Raw genomic sequence first — 20,871 nt, 5'->3', positions numbered from 1 at the left:
TCCCATTCCGAACTCAGAAGTGAAACGCAGTAGCGCCGATGGTAGTGTGGGAGTTCCCATGTGAGAGTAGGACATTGCTAGGCTTCTATTTAGAGAAACCCGTAGCTGATGCTACGGGTTTTTTGCTTTCTGACGTTTAAAAATACAGTATTTATACCTTTAGAGCAGTAGCGCAAACAGTAGTGTGACTTATGTCCGACATGCCCATGTGAGAATAGGATATTGCTAAGCCTCTATTTAGGTCGCTCTTTGCCATCCTTAGCAACGCGACATTAGTATATCCCTACACGTCAGAAACCCGATCCGAAAGAGTCGGGTTTTTTGCTTTCTGACGTTTAAAAAAGACAAAATCCATAGCTAGCATGCATTAATAACAAGGGTAGTGTGTCTTATATTAGACATGCTCATGTCAGAGTAGGATATTTTGCTGTTTGTTCTATGATAAACCTATATCTTTTATTAGCTTAATAGTTACAATATTGAAAAAGTTTTAATAGGTCTAATTAATGCGCTACTTAATATATTTATTTTCCTCTGTATTGCTGTTTACATTTCAAGTGAATGCTTATGAATTCGTCCTTGAAAAATCACCAAGTATTAATAAACTTGTAGATTTTAAAACAAGTGACTTATGTCAAGTTACTGAAAATACGATGGATTATATACAAAAGGTTCCTAGTGATAAGTTTGCAGTACACCCAGGGACAGTATTTAATAATAAAATTAGTATGCAAGATATTGAACAAACATTGGCGTTTATCTGTACAACTTATCGTGAGGACGTTCGAGCAAAACGACAGAGTCGCCTACACGATATAGCCTTTGTAAAAGAGAATTTTAATTTTTTTCGTTGGCTCCCTGACACACAGACAGCACAACTCATTGCAGATAAAAGTACCAATGAAGTTAAAAGTCGATTACTAAATAGTATTCCCAAAGATAAAATTTTTCTTACTAAATATTATACGAAACTATTAGATGCCAGTACCGTTAAAACCACTAAATATAATCAAGCTTTGTATGCTTTACCGACTGATGAGGAAGGTCTTTCATTAGAGCAAGCTGAAAACCAGAAACCGCAATTGATAAGGTATAGGTATACCCGACAAGATATTATGGCAGGAGCCTTATCAACAAATACAGCGGTTAAACCTCTAATTTGGTTATCTGAAGAAGCATTACATGATGTTTTGTTACAAGGCACTGGCGTGGTAAACGTCGATGGAAAAGTACGTTACTTTAATGTTCACCGTAATAACGGCATAGCTTATGATTATGCATTAGGAAAACGAGAGCAAGCAAGATATTGGTATTTTATTGAGGTCCCTAGCATTATGGGCTATGGCCAAAAACAAGAGGATAAGATAGCGTTAAAATCTCAAGTAACGTTTGCTGGCAATGTAAAGCAGCTAGGGTTAGGTAAACTCTTTATGGTTAGCTATGACCGTAATAATGAAAATATATCACGGATCGGTGTCCTAGCTGATCAAGGTGGAGCCTTCGATGATAATTTATTCCAATTGGATATGTTAGTAGATAGCTATAAAGGTTGGAGTGATTATCACCAAGCTAATAAGCATTTACCCGACTACGCTCAGGCTTGGTTAATGTTACTAAAGTAAATAAAGGCTTATACGACAGAAAAAATTGCATCAGCGAGTCTTTTATCTAAAATGCTTGCTGTTATATCTTCAGGTTTAGCTTTTACATTAGGGGTAGGCTGGCTGTCTAAAGGGAGATGAATATTTACTTTCTTTCTTTTAAGCTTATATTGATTTTTAAGTAAACTGCACGGCGAAAACATAAAGTGTATTACAAACATAGCACATTTCGATGTTACCAATTATAGGATCTCTGAAGTATCTAGTTTAAATCTTGATCTATATCAAACACAAACGAAAGACTTAATGATAATCGTTTGCATTACGTTTTATTCATGTGTATTATCACTTCAATTATAAAAAACTCTCTCTACAAACTTTAACGGACATGAACCCATGATGAAGAAAACCTTAATTGCTTCTGCACTTGTTGGCTTATTTGCTAGCACGGCTGTTATTGCAAATGACGATACAGAGGAATTACGTAAAGTTATTGCCCAGCAACAAGAAGTATTAAAGAGCTTAGAACAACGTTTAGATCAAACAGAGCAGCGCTTAGAAGCAACTGCTGACCAAGTTGAGTCAAGTACAACTGCTAGCCCATTTGCCAAAACAACCATTGGTGGCTACGGCGAATTACATTATAACAACTATAAAGATACTGACGCGAAAGTTGATTTTCATCGTTTCGTACTATTCTTTGGTCATGAGTTCACCAATAAAATTCGCTTTTTCTCTGAATTCGAATTAGAACATAGTATTGCTGGTGAAGGGCAAGATGGCGAAGTTGAGCTAGAACAAGCTTACGTAGAGTACGATTATAGCGACACTATCACTACCAAAACAGGTTTGTTTTTGGTTCCTGTTGGCATCATAAACGAAACTCACGAGCCACCAACATTTTATGGTGTTGAACGTAACGGTGTTGAAAAAAATATTATTCCAGCTACGTGGTGGGAAGCCGGTGTTGCAGCTAACTTTAAGTTGGCGCCAGGTATAGCTGTTGATACCGCTATAACTAGTGGCTTAAACGTTGGAGATGATTACAAAATTAGAGGCGGACGTCAAAAAGTTTCTAACGCTTCGGCTGAAAACTTAGCCTACACTGGGCGTATAAAATATACAGCTATTCCAGGCTTAGAGTTAGCCGCAACGGTTCAGTTTCAAACAGATTTGGCTCAAAGTGCTGCTGGTGTTGATAAAGCTGCTGCAACATTAATTCAAGCCCATGCTATTTACCAAGTTAATAACTTCACCGTTCGTGCACTATATGCCGCTTGGAATATTTACGGTAAAGAAGCAAAAGCATTAGGTCGAGATGAGCAAACAGGTTGGTACGTTGAACCTTCATATATGTTTAATGAAAAAATGGGTGCTTTTGCCCGCTATGCTGAATATAACAATGAAGCAGGAGCTAGTTCTTCTGATGCTGTTGAATCAACCAGTGTAGGTATCAATTATTACTTACATGAAAACGTTGTACTAAAAGCTGATTTTGAAGAATTAAGCGGTTCAAAAGACTCGCAAGGCTTTAACTTAGGTTTTGGCTACCAGTTTTAATTTGATTTACTTATCGCAAACTTGCGTTAGGTTATAATTCACATGGAAGTGAATGAGCATTATTTGCTCATTCACTTTTGTGTTTTAACAAATCTATTTATCATCAAGGGTGACATGTGGTTAAAATTATATTCACTTTCTTAGTTATACTTAGTTTGCAAACACCGGCGTTTGCGAATGGTATTTATCAAACATCTAAGCAGTTTATTAGCAGTTCTTTTAATGGTGAATCGCCAAAATCTAAAGCGCTATGGTTGTCAAATGACGACAAAGTGGCAATTAGTGATATTATGAGCCATGAATATAACCGTTTACGCGTAAGGTACTGGCAGCAAGAAAATGCAACGGTTTGGGTGCTTGAAGAAATAGGTAAAGAACAACCTATTACAATTGGTGTTCATATTAAAGACGAGCAGGTAGTTGACCTTAAAGTCCTTGTCTATCGAGAGTCCCGTGGTGATGAAGTTCGACATGACTTTTTCACAAATCAGTTTAAGTCAGCCTCACTGACTAAAGAAAACATGCTTAATCAACATATTGATGGTATAACAGGCGCAACCATGTCGGTACGCGCACTAACTAAAGTTGCACGTTTGGCATTGTGGTTAAATAAAAAGGTAAAAGTTTAATTTTTACCGGTAATAAATTTATTTAGATAGGTCTAACGTATCCCAATGATAAATAAAAAATCAGCATACTTAATCCGTAATCGTTTTGTTCGTCATCTGCGAAAATGGCATCGGCAACTGGGTATATTTGCTGCATTATTCTTGATTTTTCTTTCTATTTCGGGTGTCGCTTTAAACCACACCTCATTTTTTTCTTTGTCAGATAAATCAATCACTAGCTCAATACTACTTAATCATTATGGAATTAAGCCCCCTAGTGATATTCGTTTTTATCAACAAAAAGAATGGTTAGTCACTGACCAGCTTATCTGGTTAAACGATCAAGTGGTTTTTCAAAGTGATACGCCTGTTATCGGTATTAGCCGTTTGCAATCTTATCTATTGTTGGTTACCACAAAGCAACTTGTTATTTTTACTGACGAAGGGCTTATTATTGATAAGATCGACAATTCCAGTGATTTACCTACGCCTATTTCAGCATTTAGCATTATTGGTGATCAGCTTGTTTTAAATACACCAGAGGGTTATTTTCAAGGAGATAGTGATTTCTTTGAGTGGCAAAAGATCACTACGCTGGTTGAGCCGTCTTGGGTGGAAAGTGCTTCTGTGACCGAAAATGAGTTGGTTGTGGCGAACAAAAAATTCCAATCGCAGTTTTTAAACTGGGAAAGAGTGATTCTTGATGCTCACTCTGGCCGATTATTTGGTAACTTAGGTGTTTGGTTTATGGACATTGTTGCTTTGATGCTTATCTTACTATCAGTGAGTGGTATTTATATTTGGCTAAAGTTTACTTATAAAAAACGTTAATATTATCCTTAGCAAGTGTTCAACCCCAGACCTTTAACGCTAATTAAGGTCTGGTCTATTTATAAATAGCTGAGCCTACTTAGCTATTGTTGAGTAAGTATTCTTTACTCTGTCGACTGAAGTAAAGCTTCTAACTCTTGTTGATACTTTTCTTTTTTACTTTCTGAAAAGCCAACATGAGTACTAACCACCTCTCCTGAACGGTCAATGATGTAGCTGCTTGGCATGCCTTTTAATTTAAACTTACGGGCAACATTGCCTTTAGGGTCATAAAAAACGGTGAAATCAGCCGGAACTTCTGCCAAAAATTCATCTGCTAATGCTTTATTGTTATCAACGTTAACACTGATAATAGTTAAGCCTTGCTGTTTATATTGCGCTTGTATTTCGTTCATCCACGGGAAGGACTTTCGACAAGGACCACACCAAGATGCCCAAAAATCTAAATAGATCACTTGTCCTTTGTGATCAGCAATTAATTTATCAAAATTTTGTAATACGTTTTCCTGTGCTATTGGCTGGGCAAAACTTACCGTTGTAAAACAAAAACTGGTCAGGACAGAGAATAACAATGGAATTAATTTTCTAGTGTTCATAGTATTTTACTTTGCAGAGTTTTTCTTATTAGAACACGGATATTTAACGAGGTGAAGTGTGATAGTTATAAAACGATAATTGTATTTTTAATGATGAGTAAGGTAAATTGCACGCAATACTTTATCTTTTAGACAGACTTATGAAAATACTTTTACAGATCAGCTCCTTGTTCATTGCTTTAATTTTACCATTGAGCATAGCGAATGCTTCAGCAGATAAAACACCCGAGCAACTTGAGCATGACAAATGGCTAAAGTTACGTTTTAGCGCTCAACATGAACGCTTAATACCGGTAGTTGCCGTTGCAGATATGTTTTTTGCTTGTGACCAAGCTAAAAATAGCGGTAATGCTAATTATCAAGTAAAGGAGCTTGTTGAAGATATGGACCGTAATTTACTGGCTGAAAAATTAACGGCTTGTTTAGCGGGAGCAACAACACAGTCTGATACTGCCTTGAATTATGGTTTGCATGGCTGTTTTTCTGAGCAATTATCAAGTTTACCACCGCAGCAGAAGTTAGAAAGAATGGCGGTGGTAACGGCAAGTATTTCAACGTTAAGCCGAGAAGAAAGGCAAAAAAGCTTTACTCGTTGTGTTACCGATCAAAGTATTAGCTATTTAAAGTAATTGCAGAGCAATCAGTTAAAGCTAAAAGCACAAAGTTAAGTGCCTCCTACTTAATTCAATAAGTTAGCCGGTGAAAACTGGTCAGTTAATAACTTAGTCTTTTCTGGCCAGTCTTGCTCGACACTAATTGGTGTCATTTGTTGGCTTATCTTTAATAAATCAATATTGAAAGGTGTTAAACGTGTTTGTAATTTTTTTGCTCGCTGATTAATTAATTCAACACTGGGCAGTTGTCCTTTGGCGGCTAAGATAATGCGATTACTATTTTTATAGTTTCGTACATTATAAAAATCGCCAAATACTGCTTTATAGGTAGCTGATTCATGTGCATATAAATCACTGACTGAAAAAGTATTAGCGCTTAATACACCTTCGGGGCTAAGTAAATCTTTAGCTTCTTGTAAAAACTCTTGCGTTAATAAGTGCTCAGGAATGTAATCACCGTTAAACGCATCAAGAATTATCCAATCGTATTGTTGTTTTCTGATCAACGCGCGTTTAATAAAAATTCTGCCATCTTGTATTACCGATGAAACAGCTTGGTTTTCGAGAAAACCAAAATATTGCCGAGCAACTTTTACAACCGCAGGGTCTATTTCAACATTGGTGATTTTACTGGTTGGGTAGAGTTCTTGAAGGACGTTTGACATAGTTCCGCCACCTAAACCAACAATAAGAATACTTTTAGGCTGCTCAATTAATAGCAAACCGGAAAAGAGTAGTTTTGTATAATTAAAGACTAAACGTTGAGGGGCAGTTTTATAAAAGCAGCTTTGATTCGTTTTAGTTGTTTTCACATTGAATTTCAAACAACGTAAATCACCTTGATCATCAACCAATATATTTCGATATAATGAACGTTCTTGGTGAACGACTTCCGCGCTTGTACTATTAACAAATAGGCAACTTAGGATAAAAATAGTTAATATCGAATAATTAAGCTTACTCATTTATAACACCTACTGTATTAAAGCTAACAGATTTCACCGATTTATTTAAGACAATAGCAATAAGTCCCAATAACGCTAATATCGAACTAAACACCATAATAATACTGTTCACTTCAAAAAATAACACCAGATAAAATGAAGTAAGAATAGTACCTAATGCACTACCTAGTGTGGAAACAAAATATAGTTTTCCAGCGATTTGACCGCTCTTATCCCGGTCAGTTACTAATAAGCGGACCGAGTAAGGGGAGATCATCCCTAAAATAATCGTAGGTATAAAGAAGAGTGCTGTACAGGCGAGTAAAGAGCCATAGCGAGAATCTTCAACATTTAAAAAGATGACTTCCATTATTGTTGTTGACCATAAGGCAACGGGCAAAATGGTAATGCCTGCTAATACAAAGATAAAACCATATTTTTTCAAAGAAGCATTTTTTGTCGACAGCTTACCACCAGCCAAATAGCCAAACGATAAACTCAGCATAAACACGGTAATTATACTGCCCCAAATATGCACACTACTGCCAAAAAAAGGAGCAAGTATTCTGCCACCTAATAGTTCAATGCCCATTATGCAAAAACCGCTACAAAAAGCGAGTAGGTAAATGAATGGGTTTTGCCATGATGGCTGGGGTTTGGTATCCGTCATTTAGGGTATCAGTAATATTGTCTATTAAGTAAAGCTATCTTAACGACAAAAGGCGCGATATACCAAGCCAATTTGATAGGTAGCCGTTCGACCTGAATTTCAGTTGCATCCTGAAATTCAAGTTAAACGGAGATACACGCCTTTTGGGTTTGTTAAGGCTTATTTACGCTTTTTAGCTGCTTGCTTCTCGAGTAAAGGTTTTAAGAACCTCGCGGTATGTGATGTCTTGTGTTTAGCAACCTGTTCAGGTGTACCAGAAACCAATATTTCACCACCACCAGAGCCACCTTCAGGGCCTAAATCAATAATCCAATCGGCTGTTTTTATCACGTCTAAGTTATGCTCTATAACAACAACAGTATTGCCATGGTCACGCAAACGATGGATAACATGCATCAGTTGTTTGATGTCGTGAAAATGCAAACCTGTGGTTGGTTCATCAAGAATATAGAGGGTCTTACCAGTATCACGTTTGGATAGCTCTTTTGATAATTTAACCCGTTGTGCTTCACCACCTGAGAGGGTAGTGGCCGACTGACCTAATTTAATATAACTTAAACCAACATCCATTAACGTTTGTAATTTACGGTTAATAGCTGGGATGGGTGCAAAAAAAGTTAACGCGTCTTCGATTGTCATATCAAGCACTTCATGAATGCTCTTGCCTTTATATTTTACTTCTAATGTTTCACGATTATAACGTTTTGAATTACACGCATCACAAGGAACATAAACGTCAGGTAAGAAATGCATTTCAACTTTGATTAATCCATCGCCTTGGCAAGCTTCACAACGCCCGCCTTTTACATTAAAGCTAAAGCGTCCGGGTTTATACCCTCTTGAACGTGACTCTTGAGTCGCAGCAAAAATTTCACGAATAGCGGTAAATATACCCGTATAGGTTGCAGGGTTTGAGCGTGGTGTTCTCCCTATCGGGCTTTGGTCAATATCGATAACTTTATCAAGTAAATCTAAACCAATAATTTCTTTATACGGTGCCGGTTCTTGTGTCGTCGCACCATTTAAAGCAATGTGAGCAAGTTTAAATAGGGTATCGTTAATCAAGGTCGACTTGCCTGAACCTGAAACACCGGTTACACAGGTCATAAGACCATTGGGTATAACTAAATCAACATTCTTTAAATTATTACCGGTTGCGCCTTTTAGTTCAACGACATTGTTTTTATCAAAAGGTACACGAACCTTAGGTATCTCAATACCTTCTCGTCCTGAAAGGTATTTACCCGTTAGTGAATTTTCACAGGCTAAAATATCATTTACATCACCTTGAGCAATAATTTCACCACCATGAACACCGGCTCCAGGGCCAATATCAATAACATAGTCGGCGGCTCTGATGGCGTCTTCGTCATGCTCAACCACGATCACGGTATTGCCTAAATCACGTAAATGGATCAAGGTTTTTAATAAACGTTCGTTATCGCGTTGATGTAACCCAATTGATGGTTCGTCTAATACATACATTACGCCAACTAAACCAGCACCTATTTGGCTTGCTAAACGAATACGTTGTGCTTCACCGCCTGATAAGGTGCCAGCAGCGCGTGATAAATTGAGGTAATTTAAGCCAACATTAACTAAGAAGCCTAAACGTTCACACACTTCTTTAAGAATTTTTTCTGCAATTTGTGCTTTCTGACCTGATAAATTTAAGTTTTCGAAAAAGGCTAAGGCGTCAGAAATAGCAAGCTCGGCAATATCAGTTAATGGTGTATCAGCAATAAAAACATTACGCGCTTCAAGTCGTAAACGACTGCCATTACAATCTGGGCAATGTTGGCTATTTAAGTATTTTGATAATTCGTCACGAACGGCATTAGATTCTGTTTCACGGAATCGTCGTTCCATATTATTAATTATGCCTTCAAACGGGTGCTTACGAATAACAACATCACCACGGTCGTTCATATATTTGAATTCAATCTCTTGTTTACCACTACCACGAAGTATTAAATCTTGGTCACTCTTGGATAACTTTTCAAAAGGTTTATCAAGGGCAAATTTATAATGATCAGACAGTGCTTGTAGCATTTGAAAATAGTAAAAATTACGTTTATCCCAGCCACGTATTGCACCGCCGGCCAAGCTCAATTCAGGGTTAGTAATAACACGAGCAGAGTCAAAAAACTGTTGATTACCCAAACCATCACAGGTTTTACAGGCACCTGCTGGATTATTGAATGAGAATAAACGCGGCTCAAGCTCTTGCATGCTATAACCACACTTTGAACAAGCAAAATTAGCTGAAAAGACTAATTCTTCTCGATCAGGTTCATCCATAAAGGCAACTTTAGCGGTACCCGCGGTTAAACTTAATGCGGTTTCAAAAGATTCGGATAAGCGAAGTTGAATATCGTCACGTACTTTTAAACGGTCAACCACCACTTCAATCGTATGTTTTTTGTGAAGTTCTAATGTTGGAGGATCAGATAAATCACAGACCTCGCCGTCTATTCTAGCTCGAATATAACCCTGAGATGCGAGGTTCTCGAGTAATTTAACATGCTCACCTTTTCGACCTTGAAGCACAGGCGCGAGCACCATGACTTTTGTACCTTCTTCAAGCGCTAAAACCTTATCGACCATTTGTGAATTTGTTTGTGCCGCTAAAGGCTGGTGATGTGTAGGGCAACGTGGCTCGCCAACACGGGCATAAAGTAGTCGTAAGTAATCGTAAATTTCGGTAATAGTACCCACAGTAGAGCGTGGATTATGCGACGTTGATTTCTGTTCAATAGAAATTGCCGGCGATAAGCCTTCTATGTGATCGACATCAGGCTTTTCCATCATCGATAAAAATTGACGAGCATAAGCCGAAAGTGATTCGACATAGCGTCGCTGACCTTCAGCATATAAAGTATCAAAAGCGAGTGAAGATTTACCTGAACCCGAAAGCCCAGTAATAACGACTAATTTTTCTCTAGGAATATCTAAGCTGATGTTTTTAAGGTTATGCGTTCTAGCGCCACGTACTTCAATGTTTTTCATAAATATCCACTCTAATAAGTTTATCCGAATGTGCACAAACTCAATAGATTCGCGATCGCTATTTTACGTAAAGTTTGAACCAAGTATTATTGCATAATTACTCGGCAATAATCAGTAATAATCTCTGTTTTTGTTCAGGACTTTGTCGTGCTACTATAGCGCGAATTTTCGCTTTTTTATGACACGTTAAATAGAGAGCCTCATGAGTACGACAGGTTTAAACAGTATTGAGAAAAAAGCCGCATTTTCTTTAGCCGCCGTTTTTGGCTTGCGTATGCTTGGGCTTTTTATGATTTTGCCAGTGTTTGCTATTTATGGCGAGCAACTGATCGGCTTTAGTCCTATTTGGATAGGCTTAGCTATTGGAGCATATGGTCTAACCCAAGCTATGCTGCAAATACCTATGGGGATACTGTCTGATAAATACGGCAGAAAACCGATTATTTTAATTGGTTTAGTTATTTTCTTCTTAGGGAGTGTTGTCGCTGCAATGTCTGACACTATTTATGGCGTTGTTTTTGGCCGAGCATTACAAGGTACCGGCGCTATTGCAAGTGCGGTATTAGCACTGGCCGCCGATTTGAGTCGAGAAGAGCAACGACCCAAAGTTATGGCAACTATTGGTATGTTTATTGGCTTGTCATTTACTCTCGCTATGGTTTTTGGACCTATAGTTGCGCAAGCGTTTGGGCTGAGTGGTTTGTTTTGGTTTACGGCAATATTAACCATTTTAGCTATGGTAATGATTCAGTTCATGGTACCAAACTCAGTAAATAAAGCGCCAAAGGGCGATAGTGTCGCTTTACCAGAGCAACTCAGTAAGCTTATTCGTAATCCCGAATTATCGCGTTTAAATTGGGGAGTATTTATTCTTCATATGGCGTTAACGGCTTGTTTTATTACTTTACCTAAACAGTTTGTTGCCAGTGGTTTAGCGCTAGAGCAACATTGGCAATTATATTTACCCGCTTTGTTAGGTTCTTTCTTTTTGATGGTGCCTTTTATGATTATTGCGATTAAAAAGCAAAAAGAAAAACAGATGTTTTCAGCGGCTATCTTATTACTGGCAGCCTCGTTATTACTGTTGTGGTATTTACCGCTTGGCTTTTGGACGTTAGTGTTATTGGTGGTGATGTTTTTTACTGCCTTTAATTATCTAGAAGCAACTATGCCATCTATTTTGTCACGCATTGCTCCGGCTGGCGTAAAAGGCAGTGTGATGGGTATTTATTCGAGTAGTCAATTTTTAGGTGCTTTTACCGGTGGTATTATTGGCGGCATTATTGCCAGCCAATTTGGGGAACAAGCGATATTTTTAGTAATGTCATTGATCACTTTATTATGGTTTTTTGGTGCTATAAGCATGAAACCACTTCAAAAATCAAAAAGTTATACTTTTACGACTAGCATTGATTGCCAAGAAAAAGCCAATGAAGTCGCCGAAAAATTAATTGAATTACCTGGGGTTATCGAAGCGATATTGGTGCAAGAAGAATCGGTTGTTTACCTTAAGGTTGATGATAAAGTGGTGAACTTGGCTGATATCAAAGCTGCCTTGAACCCATAGTGACAAATCATATGCTGAATTTGCTTATCTCTTTATAGGCAAGTTCAGCAGAGACAAAGCTGTTAAATACCACTATTAATAAACGCCACTAATCAGGTGATATTGCTTACTAGTGCCTATTGTTAACGCAACATCATCATCAATATACTTACCTATTAATGCTTTTGCCATCGGTGAATTTGGTGTAATAACGGTATAGGGCTTTCTATTTAATACGCCTTGAAAGCCTCCTGCGGCCGGCGCAATAAAAAACCATTTATCACCACCTTTTTCTGGTGTTATCTGTACTAAGGCGCCTATTGAAACAGGCATTCTTTCCTCAAAATTGTAAATAATGAACCGTTCAATGGCTTGTTTAGCTTGTTGAATATCATTGACACGTCTAGATTGCCCTTCCGCTAAATAGCTAGCTTCAATAGCAAGCGTATCGTATTGAGTTTCTGCGACCGACTGATCATCAGTGGCGGCTAAGTGAGCATTATTTGCTGCTGTTTTTATCGCAGACAATTCTGCTGATAAATGGGCAAGGATATCGTTAATTATTATCTGTTTTTTCATCATACTCAGCATACTTGCTTGAAATTTTTAGTAAATATATTTTTGATCTGACAGCTGTCAAAATAGTACTTGAATTTATCGTTATAAACGTCTACTTTATAATGATAATAACTGGTTTGACCATAAAAATAATCCCGAAAAAGTGAACTACTATGACAATTAGCACAGCCAATAGCGCCTTTCCTAACTTATTAGCCCCATTAGATTTGGGTTTTACCACCTTAGCAAATCGTACACTCATGGGCTCAATGCACACTGGACTTGAAGAAGAAAAGGGCGGCTTTGATAAATTGGCCGCTTTTTATCAAGCTCGAGCTAAAGGTGGTGTCGGCTTAATTGTTACCGGTGGTATTAGCCCCAACGCACGCGGGCGCCTAACACCTATGGGCTGTGAACTCAGTAAGTTTTGGCACGTCGCTAAACATAAAAAAATTACTGAAGCGGTTCATCAGTATCCAACAAAAATTTGTTTGCAGTTGTTGCACGCCGGTCGTTATTCTTATCATCCATTTAGCTTTGCGCCAAGTAAAGTTAAGTCACCGATAAACCCATTTACACCCGCTGCGATGTCAGTTCGTCAAATTAAAGGCACCATTAAAGACTTTGCCCATTCAGCATTATTAGCACAACGTGCAGGCTACGATGGTGTTGAAATTATGGGTTCTGAAGGTTATTTAATTAACCAGTTCTCATGTGTACGCGTTAATAAACGAACCGATGAATGGGGAGGCTGCGTTGAAAACCGTATGCGCTTAGCCATTGACATCATTAAAGCTGTTAGAGAAAAAGTGGGTGAAAAATTCATCCTTATCTTTAGATTGTCGATGCTAGATCTTGTTGATGGAGGTAATAGCTGGGCCGATGTAGTTACCATGGCAAAGGCGGTTGAAGCGGCTGGGGCGACATTAATCAATACCGGTATTGGCTGGCACGAAGCGCGCATTCCTACCATTTCTACTTCGGTACCACGTGCTGCATTTACTTGGATCACAGAGAAAATGAAGCAAGAAGTTTCTATTCCATTGGTGACAACTAACCGCATAAATACCCCAGAGGTCGCTGAAGAAGTTTTATCATCAGGACAGGCCGATATGGTTTCAATGGCGCGACCATTTTTAGCTGATGCGGAATTTGTCCAAAAAGCGATGGAAAATAAAAGTGATGAAATCAACACTTGTATTGGTTGTAATCAAGCCTGTTTAGACCATGTTTTTCAGCAAAAACGTGCTTCTTGTTTAGTTAATCCAACGGCATGTTATGAAACAGAACTCACCTTCGCTAAAGCGTCAAAAAATAAACGTATCGCTGTTGTAGGCGCTGGCCCTGCTGGTTTAGCTTTTAGTGTCTATGCGGCACAACGAGGTCATAAAATAGAAGTTTTTGACCGTGCTAGTGAAATTGGCGGTCAATTTAACTTTGCTAAGCAAGTACCAGGTAAAGAAGAATTTTATGAAACGATTAGGTATTTTAATAAGCAAATTAACTTACTCGATATTAAGCTACATTTATCCACCGAAGCGACTGCCGAAACGCTAGCAAATGCTGGCTTTGATGAAATAGTGGTTGCAACGGGTATTTTACCTAGAAAACTCGATATAGAAGGTATTGAGCATGAAAAAGTAAAAAATTATTTAGATGTACTACGTGATAAACAACCCATAGGAAAAAATGTTGCCATTATTGGCGCTGGAGGTATTGGGTTTGATGTTGCGGTTTACTTAGCGGAAGAACACGAAAAAAGTCCTCTCGTGAACAACAAAGAAAAATGGTTAAAGAGCTGGGGCGTAGATCAAAGTTATCAGGGTAATGGTGCTTTGTTGGACAAGTCGGCAGTAGAGCCTATTGAAAAAACATCACGTAATATTCACTTATTACAAAGGAAGTCGACTAAGGTCGGTGCAGGGTTAGGGAAAACAACGGGTTGGATCCACAGAGCGACCTTAAAAAATAATGGTGTAAAAATGTTAGCTGGTGTCAGTTACAAAAAAATAGATGATGCAGGTTTAACCATTGAAATTGATGGCATAGAGCAAGTACTAGATGTTGACCATGTTATAATTTGTGCAGGGCAAGAATCACAACGTGGTTTATATAATAAATTAGAAAGCATCAAGGGTGCGGAGCAAGGACTACACTTAATTGGTGGTGCTAAAGTTGCTGCTGAATTAGATGCGAAAAGAGCGATACGCCAAGCTGCAGAGCTTGCCGCTATCATCTAACAGTAAGTGCTCGCCGACTTGTTGAAGATATAAATAATAATTGAAAGAAAGCAACTCTGTTTATGGTCAACTGTTATGTAGTTATATTCGCATAACAGTTAACCCATAAAAATAAGAGTAATTATGTCTGCATTTCTAAAACCTGCAATCTCACTTTCTAATGCTTTACGTTTTAAAGCGAAATTTATTCTTTTAGCGGGTATGTTTTTTCTACCTGTTTTTCTTGGTTCATGGTGGATAGTTCAAGAGCAAAGTGCTTTGATAACACAACATGAAGAGCAATTAATTGGGCTAACACAAATACAGCAAGCAGTAACACTAGAGCAAGCAATAGCCGATAGTCGCTTTCAACAAGTTAAATCGAGTGTAGTTACCAATAAAATTTCACAATTGAACTTACCTAGAGATATTTCAACTTCTGCATTGTTACAGGCTTGGCAAGGTTTACGAGAAAAAGAAACCTCCCTTCAAACTGAGGGTTACCAAGCAATTTACGAGCAAAGCTTATCGATTCGAGAACGCCTTGCCGCCTTAAGTGGCTTATCCAGAGAAAATGACGCGATAGCCTTTTACTTAGCTGAGGCAAGTAGCCAACGAATTCCCGCCTTATTAGAATATTTAAAACGGACTGAATCAATCAGTGCTCAAATTATTACCAATGGCTTCAATGCAGAAAATTACACTCTTGTTATCGCGCTTGATAAACGTCTTGATGAACTACAAGTACAACTTGACAAAACAACCGTACAGCTAGAGCGTGTTGCTAATGATGAACTGTCTTTATACTTGCCTAAACACGCCGACTTTAATCTACAACTTGATGAATACCAGCAAAAATTACATCAACAGATGATCGACCCAGATAGAATATCGTTAACTCAACAGCAAGCTACACAATTAGCCGAAACAGTTTATCAATTGACTGAAAGTTTGTTAAAAACTAGTGACAATTTGTTATTAACAAGAATTGATACCTTAACGCAGAAGAGTGAGCAAACTCTTTGGATTTTAGCGATAGTATTAATAGTTGTTATTGTGGTGATTGGCTACTTACTCATGGGGATTTATTATTCCTTAATTAATAATGTTAATGCCATCAACCAAGCGGCTGAGTATTTAGGTAGCGGTAACTTTTCTCAGGCGTTAAAGGTTAACGCGTCTGATGAACTTGGTGATATTGCTAAAAATTTTAGTCAAATGCAAAGAAAAATACGCCAATTACTGACCATCTTTAGTGATGACATTAGCAAATTACGCGCTTCGGCAAACAACATTCATCAACTCACCGATCATATGAAGCACAGTATTGCCCAGCAACAGCTAAACACACACTCCGTCGTGCGGTCTATCAATGAAGTTAGTGGCTCGGTTCAGGTGATTTGCGACAGTACTGAAGCGACACTGCAATTAACGGAACAAACCAGCGAGCACGTTAATCAAGGTGGTCATATTATTAGTGACACGGCACAAGCCATTAATAATATTTCAGAAGAGGTTAATACGTCTGCAGGCCTTATTGATGAATTGGCAAAATATAGCCATGACATTGGTCAGTTTGTTAACGTCATAAAAGAAATAGCCGATCAAACCAATTTGTTGGCACTTAATGCGGCTATCGAGGCAGCACGTGCTGGAGAGCAGGGACGTGGTTTTGCTGTTGTTGCTGATGAGGTGAGAACGTTAGCTAGTCGAACTCAAGACTCTACAGCCGAAATTCAACGTATAATTGCCTTGTTACAATCAGGCACCAGTCGGTCTGTTGAAGCAATGCACCAAGGTGTTGCAATGGCTAAACAAGGTGTTGATAAAACAACACTCGTCAAAACCACTTTTACAGAAGTTACGCATAATGTTGAAGACATTGTTGGTGCGACCTTACAAATATCAACCGCCGTTAATCAGCAAGGTGTTATGGTAAAAGAAATGGCAGAAAATACCCAAAGTATTGCCCAAGACGCAGACTTAGTTATGCAATCAGCAAAAGATGCAGCCGGCGCAGGGGAAAATTTATTAACACTGGCTGACCACCTTACACAGCAACTGTCGCAATTTAAACTCGATGACTTATCGAAATAAAGTGACTGTTTGAACAAATAAGGTATTATTGCCCGTTAAACCAATGTGTTCATAAATTAAGTGGATTTCCTGAATGAATAAAGTATTAGCGGGTATTCCTCTTTTAGCTGAAAATATTACGGTGCTATCAAGCGCAAAACAATATGCTACCGCCTTAGTTCGATTAATTGAAAGTGCGCAATCACGTATTTATATAACGGCTTTATATTTACAAGATGATGCGGCTGGTCAGCAAGTGTTACATGCCCTATATCAAGCAAAGCAAACTAACCCTCATTTAGATATTAAAGTGTTTGTTGATTTTCATCGCGCGCAAAGGGGTCTAATTGGTGATAAATCAGGGCAAGGTAATCGCGATTTTTATCTTGAAGTAGCCTCACAATACAGTGAAAGTATTGCCGTGTACGGTGTGCCGGTTAAACGTAAAGAATTAATGGGCGTTTGGCACTTTAAAGGCATGATTTTTGATAATACTTTACTTTATACGGGGGCGAGTATTAATGATATCTATTTGCACCAAGCTGAAAAATATCGTTTAGACCGTTATTACCAAATTCAATCACCGGCGTTGTGTGAAAGTTTTTGTCAATTCCTTCAACAAACCTTTGTTAAGAGTGAATTCTCGCCGCAATTAAATGTGGCAACTTTACCTAATAAATTACAAATAAAAAATACAATATCTAAGCTAAAAGCGCTATTAAAAACGGTACGTTTTAACTTCTATGCACAAAAACCTGAATCTTTAGCAGGTGAATTATCTGTTGTGCCGCTGATTGGTTTTGGCCGGAGAAAAAATCAACTTAATCAACAGATCCGCGAAACGATTCGTTTATCAAAGAAAAATTTACTGATTTTTACCCCCTATTTTAATTTACCGAAGCCGGTTATGCGAGATTTACGTTCAGCGCTAAAGCGTGGCGTTGAAGTGACTATTATTATTGGCGATAAAAAAGCCAATGATTTTTTTATTGCGGATGAAGATAAATTTTCAACAATAGGTATTATTCCTTATATTTATGAAACCTTATTAAAGGCATTTTTAAAAAGACAACAAAAATACATTGATAACAAGCTGCTGAAAGTGCGTTTATGGAAGCACGAAAGTAATAGTTTTCATTTAAAAGGCATAGTTGCTGACGAACGCTGGCATATTTTGACTGGTAATAATCTTAATCCACGGGCTTGGGGCTTAGATCTAGAAAATGGTTTATTAATTGACGATGCCAAGCAAAACTTATTACCTACGCTCACTGATGAACTGGCAGTTATTAATCAACATACGACATTAATTAGCAGTTACTTGCAACTCGAGTCACAAGATCAGTACCCAGAAAAACCTAAAAAACTGTTAAAAAAATTAAGAATGGCTCAAATAGACCGATTACTGAAACTATTTTTATAATCAAATAGATAATAGCCGTTCACTTCAGCATGTCATAGGCATGATGAAGTGAAACGGGTATGTTTTTGCTAAGGTTGTGGGGTGTAAATTTTATCTGCGGGGTTAAATAGCATCCATGACGTTAACACATACTTATCTGATGACACCGGTACATTGCCTCTGTGGGTATGAGTAAAGCCACAAGGAGCAATAACCATAGTGCCAGCTTTTGGCTTAACACTTCTTTCTTGATAGAAAAAATCAGTTTCACCACCTTCTTCGACATCATTTAAATATATAAGAAAAAGCAAATTTCTGTGCAAGGCATTATTATCACCAAGCTGTGGAAATATTTCAGAATGCCAATAATTATAATTGCCTTTACCCTGTAAATATTTTTGGGCATTAATCGGGGCGAGCCTAAATAAATACTGTATTAAATTGACTAAATTAGGTCTACCTACCTCTTCAAAGTTATCAGCGGTTAGTTGTACGGGCTGCTTTGTCACAGGGTGCTGTACGGTTAAAGAAATACTGCTGATCAAGCTAAAGTAGTATTTGCTGACATACTCAGTGATATGAGTAATACAGGCTTGTAAAATGGTTTCCAGTGCCGGCTGAAATTCAGCATGCTGATTTAAATAAATATCCTGGCTAATTTTTTTACTAGTATCTACGCCGCCACCGGTACGTCCTTGGTTTTTATGCGGACTCCTTTCAAAATCATGAATGAATCTTTTACAAAACTCTGGAGAAAGGGCGTTAGGGTATAGTTCTATAAAGTCAGTCATAGTTTGATAAGCTTCAATAAATATTGATAATGAAAATACCATAGCAATAGCTTATATTCTATTAACTTCGCTTGTACACTTCAACACAATGAAAAAGTATGTAAAATAAGCTCACTTAAAATCTGTGGAAAATATTTATGTTCAGTGAAAAATTAATGCCAAGATTTAGCGATACCGATGCGCTAGGCCATATAAATAATACCTTGTTACCTGTGTGGTTTGAAGGAGCGAGAGATCCGGTCTTTCGGTTTTTTATGCCTACATTAGATACAAAAAATTGGCAGTTAATTCTGGCTAAAATTGATGTGGAATTCCATGCTCAACTTTACTATGGTGAAGAAATTGAAATCCGCACCTATATAGGTCGTATAGGTGGGTCATCGTTTACTGTTTACCAAGAAGCGTGGCAAAAAAATAAAAAGTGCGCCTCAGGAACTGCCGTTATGGTTCACTTTTGTTTTGAAAATCAATCGTCTTTAAAAATACCTGAGCAGATAAAAATAGAAATGAAGGCTCACCTTTTTCCAGAAGAATAATGTCGGTTTAAAATAATCAAAAAATAAACTTAAAAATGCACTGAAACTCAAAGAAATTTTTTACTCACAGTGATAGAATAATTGCCACTTTTTAAAATTGCATCGATAAATTATTTTATGTTTGTCGATAACGTAAATCAGTAAATAAAATATTTACGCACAAAGATAGGATTTTTTCATGGCCGGTGTTAATAAAGTAATCATTTTAGGTAATTTAGGTAAAGACCCAGAAGTACGTTTTATGCCTAACGGTGGCGGCGTTGCTAATCTTACTATTGCAACTTCTGAAACCTGGAAAGATAAGCAAACTGGCGAGCAGAAAGAAAAAACAGAATGGCATCGTGTTGTTATGTTTGGAAAATTAGCTGAGATTGCTGGCGAATACCTTAAAAAAGGTTCGAAAGTATATATCGAAGGTTCATTACAAACGCGTAAGTGGGCAAACCAACAAGGCCAAGATCAGTACACCACTGAAATCGTTGTACAAGGCTTTAATGGCTCTATGCAAATGCTCGACTCACGTGGTCAAGGTTCTGGCGGTCAGTCAGCTGGCGGTTTCTCTGGTCAAGCTTCACAGCAGCAAGGTGGCTTTTCTGGGCAATCATCACAGCAGGCTCCGCAACAAGCACCACAGCAACAAGGTGGTTACTCTCAGCAAGCGCCACAACAAAGTCAACAACCTGCTTATGCACCAGCACAGCAACAAGGTGGCTTCAATGCACCACAGCAGCAAGGCGGTTATTCACAACAAGCACCACAGCAGCAAGGTGGTTTTGCAAATCAAGGACAACAAAAGCAATCAGCTCCTAAAGTTAACCCTCAAGAGCCAACGATTGATTTTGATGATGATATCCCGTTCTAGCGAACAATCAGTCTTAAAGTGCCAATTTAGTCACTAGAACTCAATCAAACCCAACGTAACTGTTGGGTTTTTTGTCTTTAGTCTAAAATTTTTATTATTGTTGTAGAAGCTAAATAAAGATCGAAACAAAAATCCCATGCAAGCTACTTATGCCGTTGAGTACAAATGTGCTTTTGTGAATGAAGATAGAAACAAATGTTGCAGTAAGCTTTATCTATTAAAAAAACACTCTAAATAAAGTTGGAACCTGTCTTCAACTGCCATAATTGAACCTTAATAATTATTCGAAAAACATCATGAAATAACTGTGTTAACGTCTCCTGTGTGCGCTAAGCGGAAGTTAGCTTCAAAATATTTGCGATATATTTTCTAATCAATTATTCGTGTCTTATTACTGAGAAGTCTTAGTAATAATCTAAAAACACCCAGATGATATCCTAATCCATTG

Annotated in this window: 18 protein-coding genes; 11 read left to right on the top strand and 7 right to left on the bottom strand. The window is 37.9% G+C overall.

Going from position 1 to position 20,871, the window contains the following annotated elements:
• Positions 1-506 precede the first annotated feature (506 nt).
• Complete coding sequence (locus H4J75_RS18885; protein WP_182222959.1) at positions 507-1,622, top strand: MltA domain-containing protein; 1,116 nt, start codon at positions 507-509, stop codon at positions 1,620-1,622.
• Between the two features lie 8 nt (positions 1,623-1,630).
• Here the strand turns inward: H4J75_RS18885 and H4J75_RS18880 are convergent, their stop codons facing one another.
• On the bottom strand, positions 1,631-1,822 hold the full coding sequence (locus tag H4J75_RS18880; protein WP_182222958.1) for a hypothetical protein: 192 nt from the start codon (positions 1,820-1,822) through the stop codon (positions 1,631-1,633).
• A gap of 178 nt (positions 1,823-2,000) precedes the next feature.
• Between H4J75_RS18880 and H4J75_RS18875 the strand changes: the two genes are divergently transcribed.
• The 3 genes from H4J75_RS18875 (at position 2,001) to H4J75_RS18865 (ending at position 4,600) form a co-directional block, all read left to right on the top strand.
• A complete protein-coding gene (locus tag H4J75_RS18875) occupies positions 2,001-3,161 on the top strand; it encodes a porin (RefSeq protein ID WP_182222960.1) in 1,161 nt (386 codons plus the stop codon).
• Between the two features lie 116 nt (positions 3,162-3,277).
• On the top strand, positions 3,278-3,790 hold the full coding sequence (locus H4J75_RS18870; protein WP_182222957.1) for an FMN-binding protein: 513 nt from the start codon (positions 3,278-3,280) through the stop codon (positions 3,788-3,790).
• A 45-nt stretch (positions 3,791-3,835) separates the two neighbouring features.
• Positions 3,836-4,600, top strand: a complete 765-nt coding sequence (locus H4J75_RS18865) for a PepSY-associated TM helix domain-containing protein (RefSeq protein ID WP_182222956.1) — start codon at positions 3,836-3,838, stop codon at positions 4,598-4,600.
• Between the two features lie 104 nt (positions 4,601-4,704).
• On the opposite strand, the gene H4J75_RS18860 is transcribed toward H4J75_RS18865, so the two are convergent.
• A complete protein-coding gene (locus H4J75_RS18860; protein ID WP_182217939.1) occupies positions 4,705-5,196 on the bottom strand; it encodes a TlpA disulfide reductase family protein in 492 nt (163 codons plus the stop codon).
• Between the two features lie 140 nt (positions 5,197-5,336).
• On the opposite strand from H4J75_RS18860, the gene H4J75_RS18855 reads away from it, so the two are divergent.
• Entirely contained in the window at positions 5,337-5,825 is a 489-nt protein-coding gene (locus H4J75_RS18855; RefSeq protein ID WP_070375591.1) for a hypothetical protein, read from the top strand.
• A 50-nt stretch (positions 5,826-5,875) separates the two neighbouring features.
• Here H4J75_RS18855 and H4J75_RS18850 read toward each other — a convergent pair whose 3' ends face one another.
• From H4J75_RS18850 to uvrA, 3 genes are all read right to left on the bottom strand, one after another.
• Positions 5,876-6,775: a spermidine synthase gene (locus H4J75_RS18850; protein WP_182222955.1), complete on the bottom strand. Its 900-nt coding sequence runs from the start codon at positions 6,773-6,775 to the stop codon at positions 5,876-5,878.
• Entirely contained in the window at positions 6,768-7,424 is a 657-nt protein-coding gene (locus H4J75_RS18845) for a fused MFS/spermidine synthase (protein ID WP_182217942.1), read from the bottom strand. Before H4J75_RS18845 ends, H4J75_RS18850 begins: the two co-directional genes overlap by 8 nt.
• A gap of 159 nt (positions 7,425-7,583) precedes the next feature.
• Positions 7,584-10,433 (bottom strand): excinuclease ABC subunit UvrA, encoded by a 2,850-nt coding sequence (uvrA, locus tag H4J75_RS18840; protein ID WP_070375593.1) that lies wholly within the window; start codon positions 10,431-10,433, stop codon positions 7,584-7,586.
• A 202-nt stretch (positions 10,434-10,635) separates the two neighbouring features.
• Here uvrA and H4J75_RS18835 point away from each other — a divergent pair, with 202 nt between their 5' ends.
• Entirely contained in the window at positions 10,636-12,000 is a 1,365-nt protein-coding gene (locus H4J75_RS18835) for an MFS transporter (RefSeq protein WP_182217943.1), read from the top strand.
• A gap of 75 nt (positions 12,001-12,075) precedes the next feature.
• Here H4J75_RS18835 and H4J75_RS18830 read toward each other — a convergent pair whose 3' ends face one another.
• Positions 12,076-12,561, bottom strand: coding sequence for a hypothetical protein (locus H4J75_RS18830; protein WP_182222954.1), 486 nt, complete (start codon positions 12,559-12,561; stop codon positions 12,076-12,078).
• Positions 12,562-12,710: 149 nt separating this feature from the next.
• Here H4J75_RS18830 and H4J75_RS18825 point away from each other — a divergent pair, with 149 nt between their 5' ends.
• From H4J75_RS18825 to pssA, 3 genes are all read left to right on the top strand, one after another.
• Entirely contained in the window at positions 12,711-14,777 is a 2,067-nt protein-coding gene (locus H4J75_RS18825; RefSeq protein ID WP_182222953.1) for an NADPH-dependent 2,4-dienoyl-CoA reductase, read from the top strand.
• Positions 14,778-14,900: 123 nt separating this feature from the next.
• Positions 14,901-16,853 (top strand): methyl-accepting chemotaxis protein, encoded by a 1,953-nt coding sequence (locus H4J75_RS18820; protein ID WP_182217947.1) that lies wholly within the window; start codon positions 14,901-14,903, stop codon positions 16,851-16,853.
• A gap of 73 nt (positions 16,854-16,926) precedes the next feature.
• Positions 16,927-18,255, top strand: a complete 1,329-nt coding sequence (gene pssA / locus H4J75_RS18815) for a CDP-diacylglycerol--serine O-phosphatidyltransferase (protein ID WP_182217949.1) — start codon at positions 16,927-16,929, stop codon at positions 18,253-18,255.
• Between the two features lie 68 nt (positions 18,256-18,323).
• Here pssA and H4J75_RS18810 read toward each other — a convergent pair whose 3' ends face one another.
• Positions 18,324-19,025, bottom strand: coding sequence for a 2OG-Fe(II) oxygenase (locus tag H4J75_RS18810; RefSeq protein ID WP_182217963.1), 702 nt, complete (start codon positions 19,023-19,025; stop codon positions 18,324-18,326).
• A 137-nt stretch (positions 19,026-19,162) separates the two neighbouring features.
• Between H4J75_RS18810 and H4J75_RS18805 the strand changes: the two genes are divergently transcribed.
• Both H4J75_RS18805 and ssb read left to right on the top strand, forming a co-directional pair.
• Positions 19,163-19,561: a thioesterase family protein gene (locus H4J75_RS18805; protein ID WP_182217951.1), complete on the top strand. Its 399-nt coding sequence runs from the start codon at positions 19,163-19,165 to the stop codon at positions 19,559-19,561.
• Between the two features lie 178 nt (positions 19,562-19,739).
• Positions 19,740-20,423, top strand: coding sequence for a single-stranded DNA-binding protein (gene ssb, locus H4J75_RS18800; RefSeq protein ID WP_070375599.1), 684 nt, complete (start codon positions 19,740-19,742; stop codon positions 20,421-20,423).
• Positions 20,424-20,871: the final 448 nt, after the last annotated feature.

The sequence above is a fragment of the Colwellia sp. BRX10-1 genome, assembly GCF_014077545.1.
Classification (GTDB): domain Bacteria; phylum Pseudomonadota; class Gammaproteobacteria; order Enterobacterales; family Alteromonadaceae; genus Colwellia_A.
Note: the sequence above shows the minus strand (reverse complement) of the source record. Positions and strands in the feature narration are given on the sequence as shown.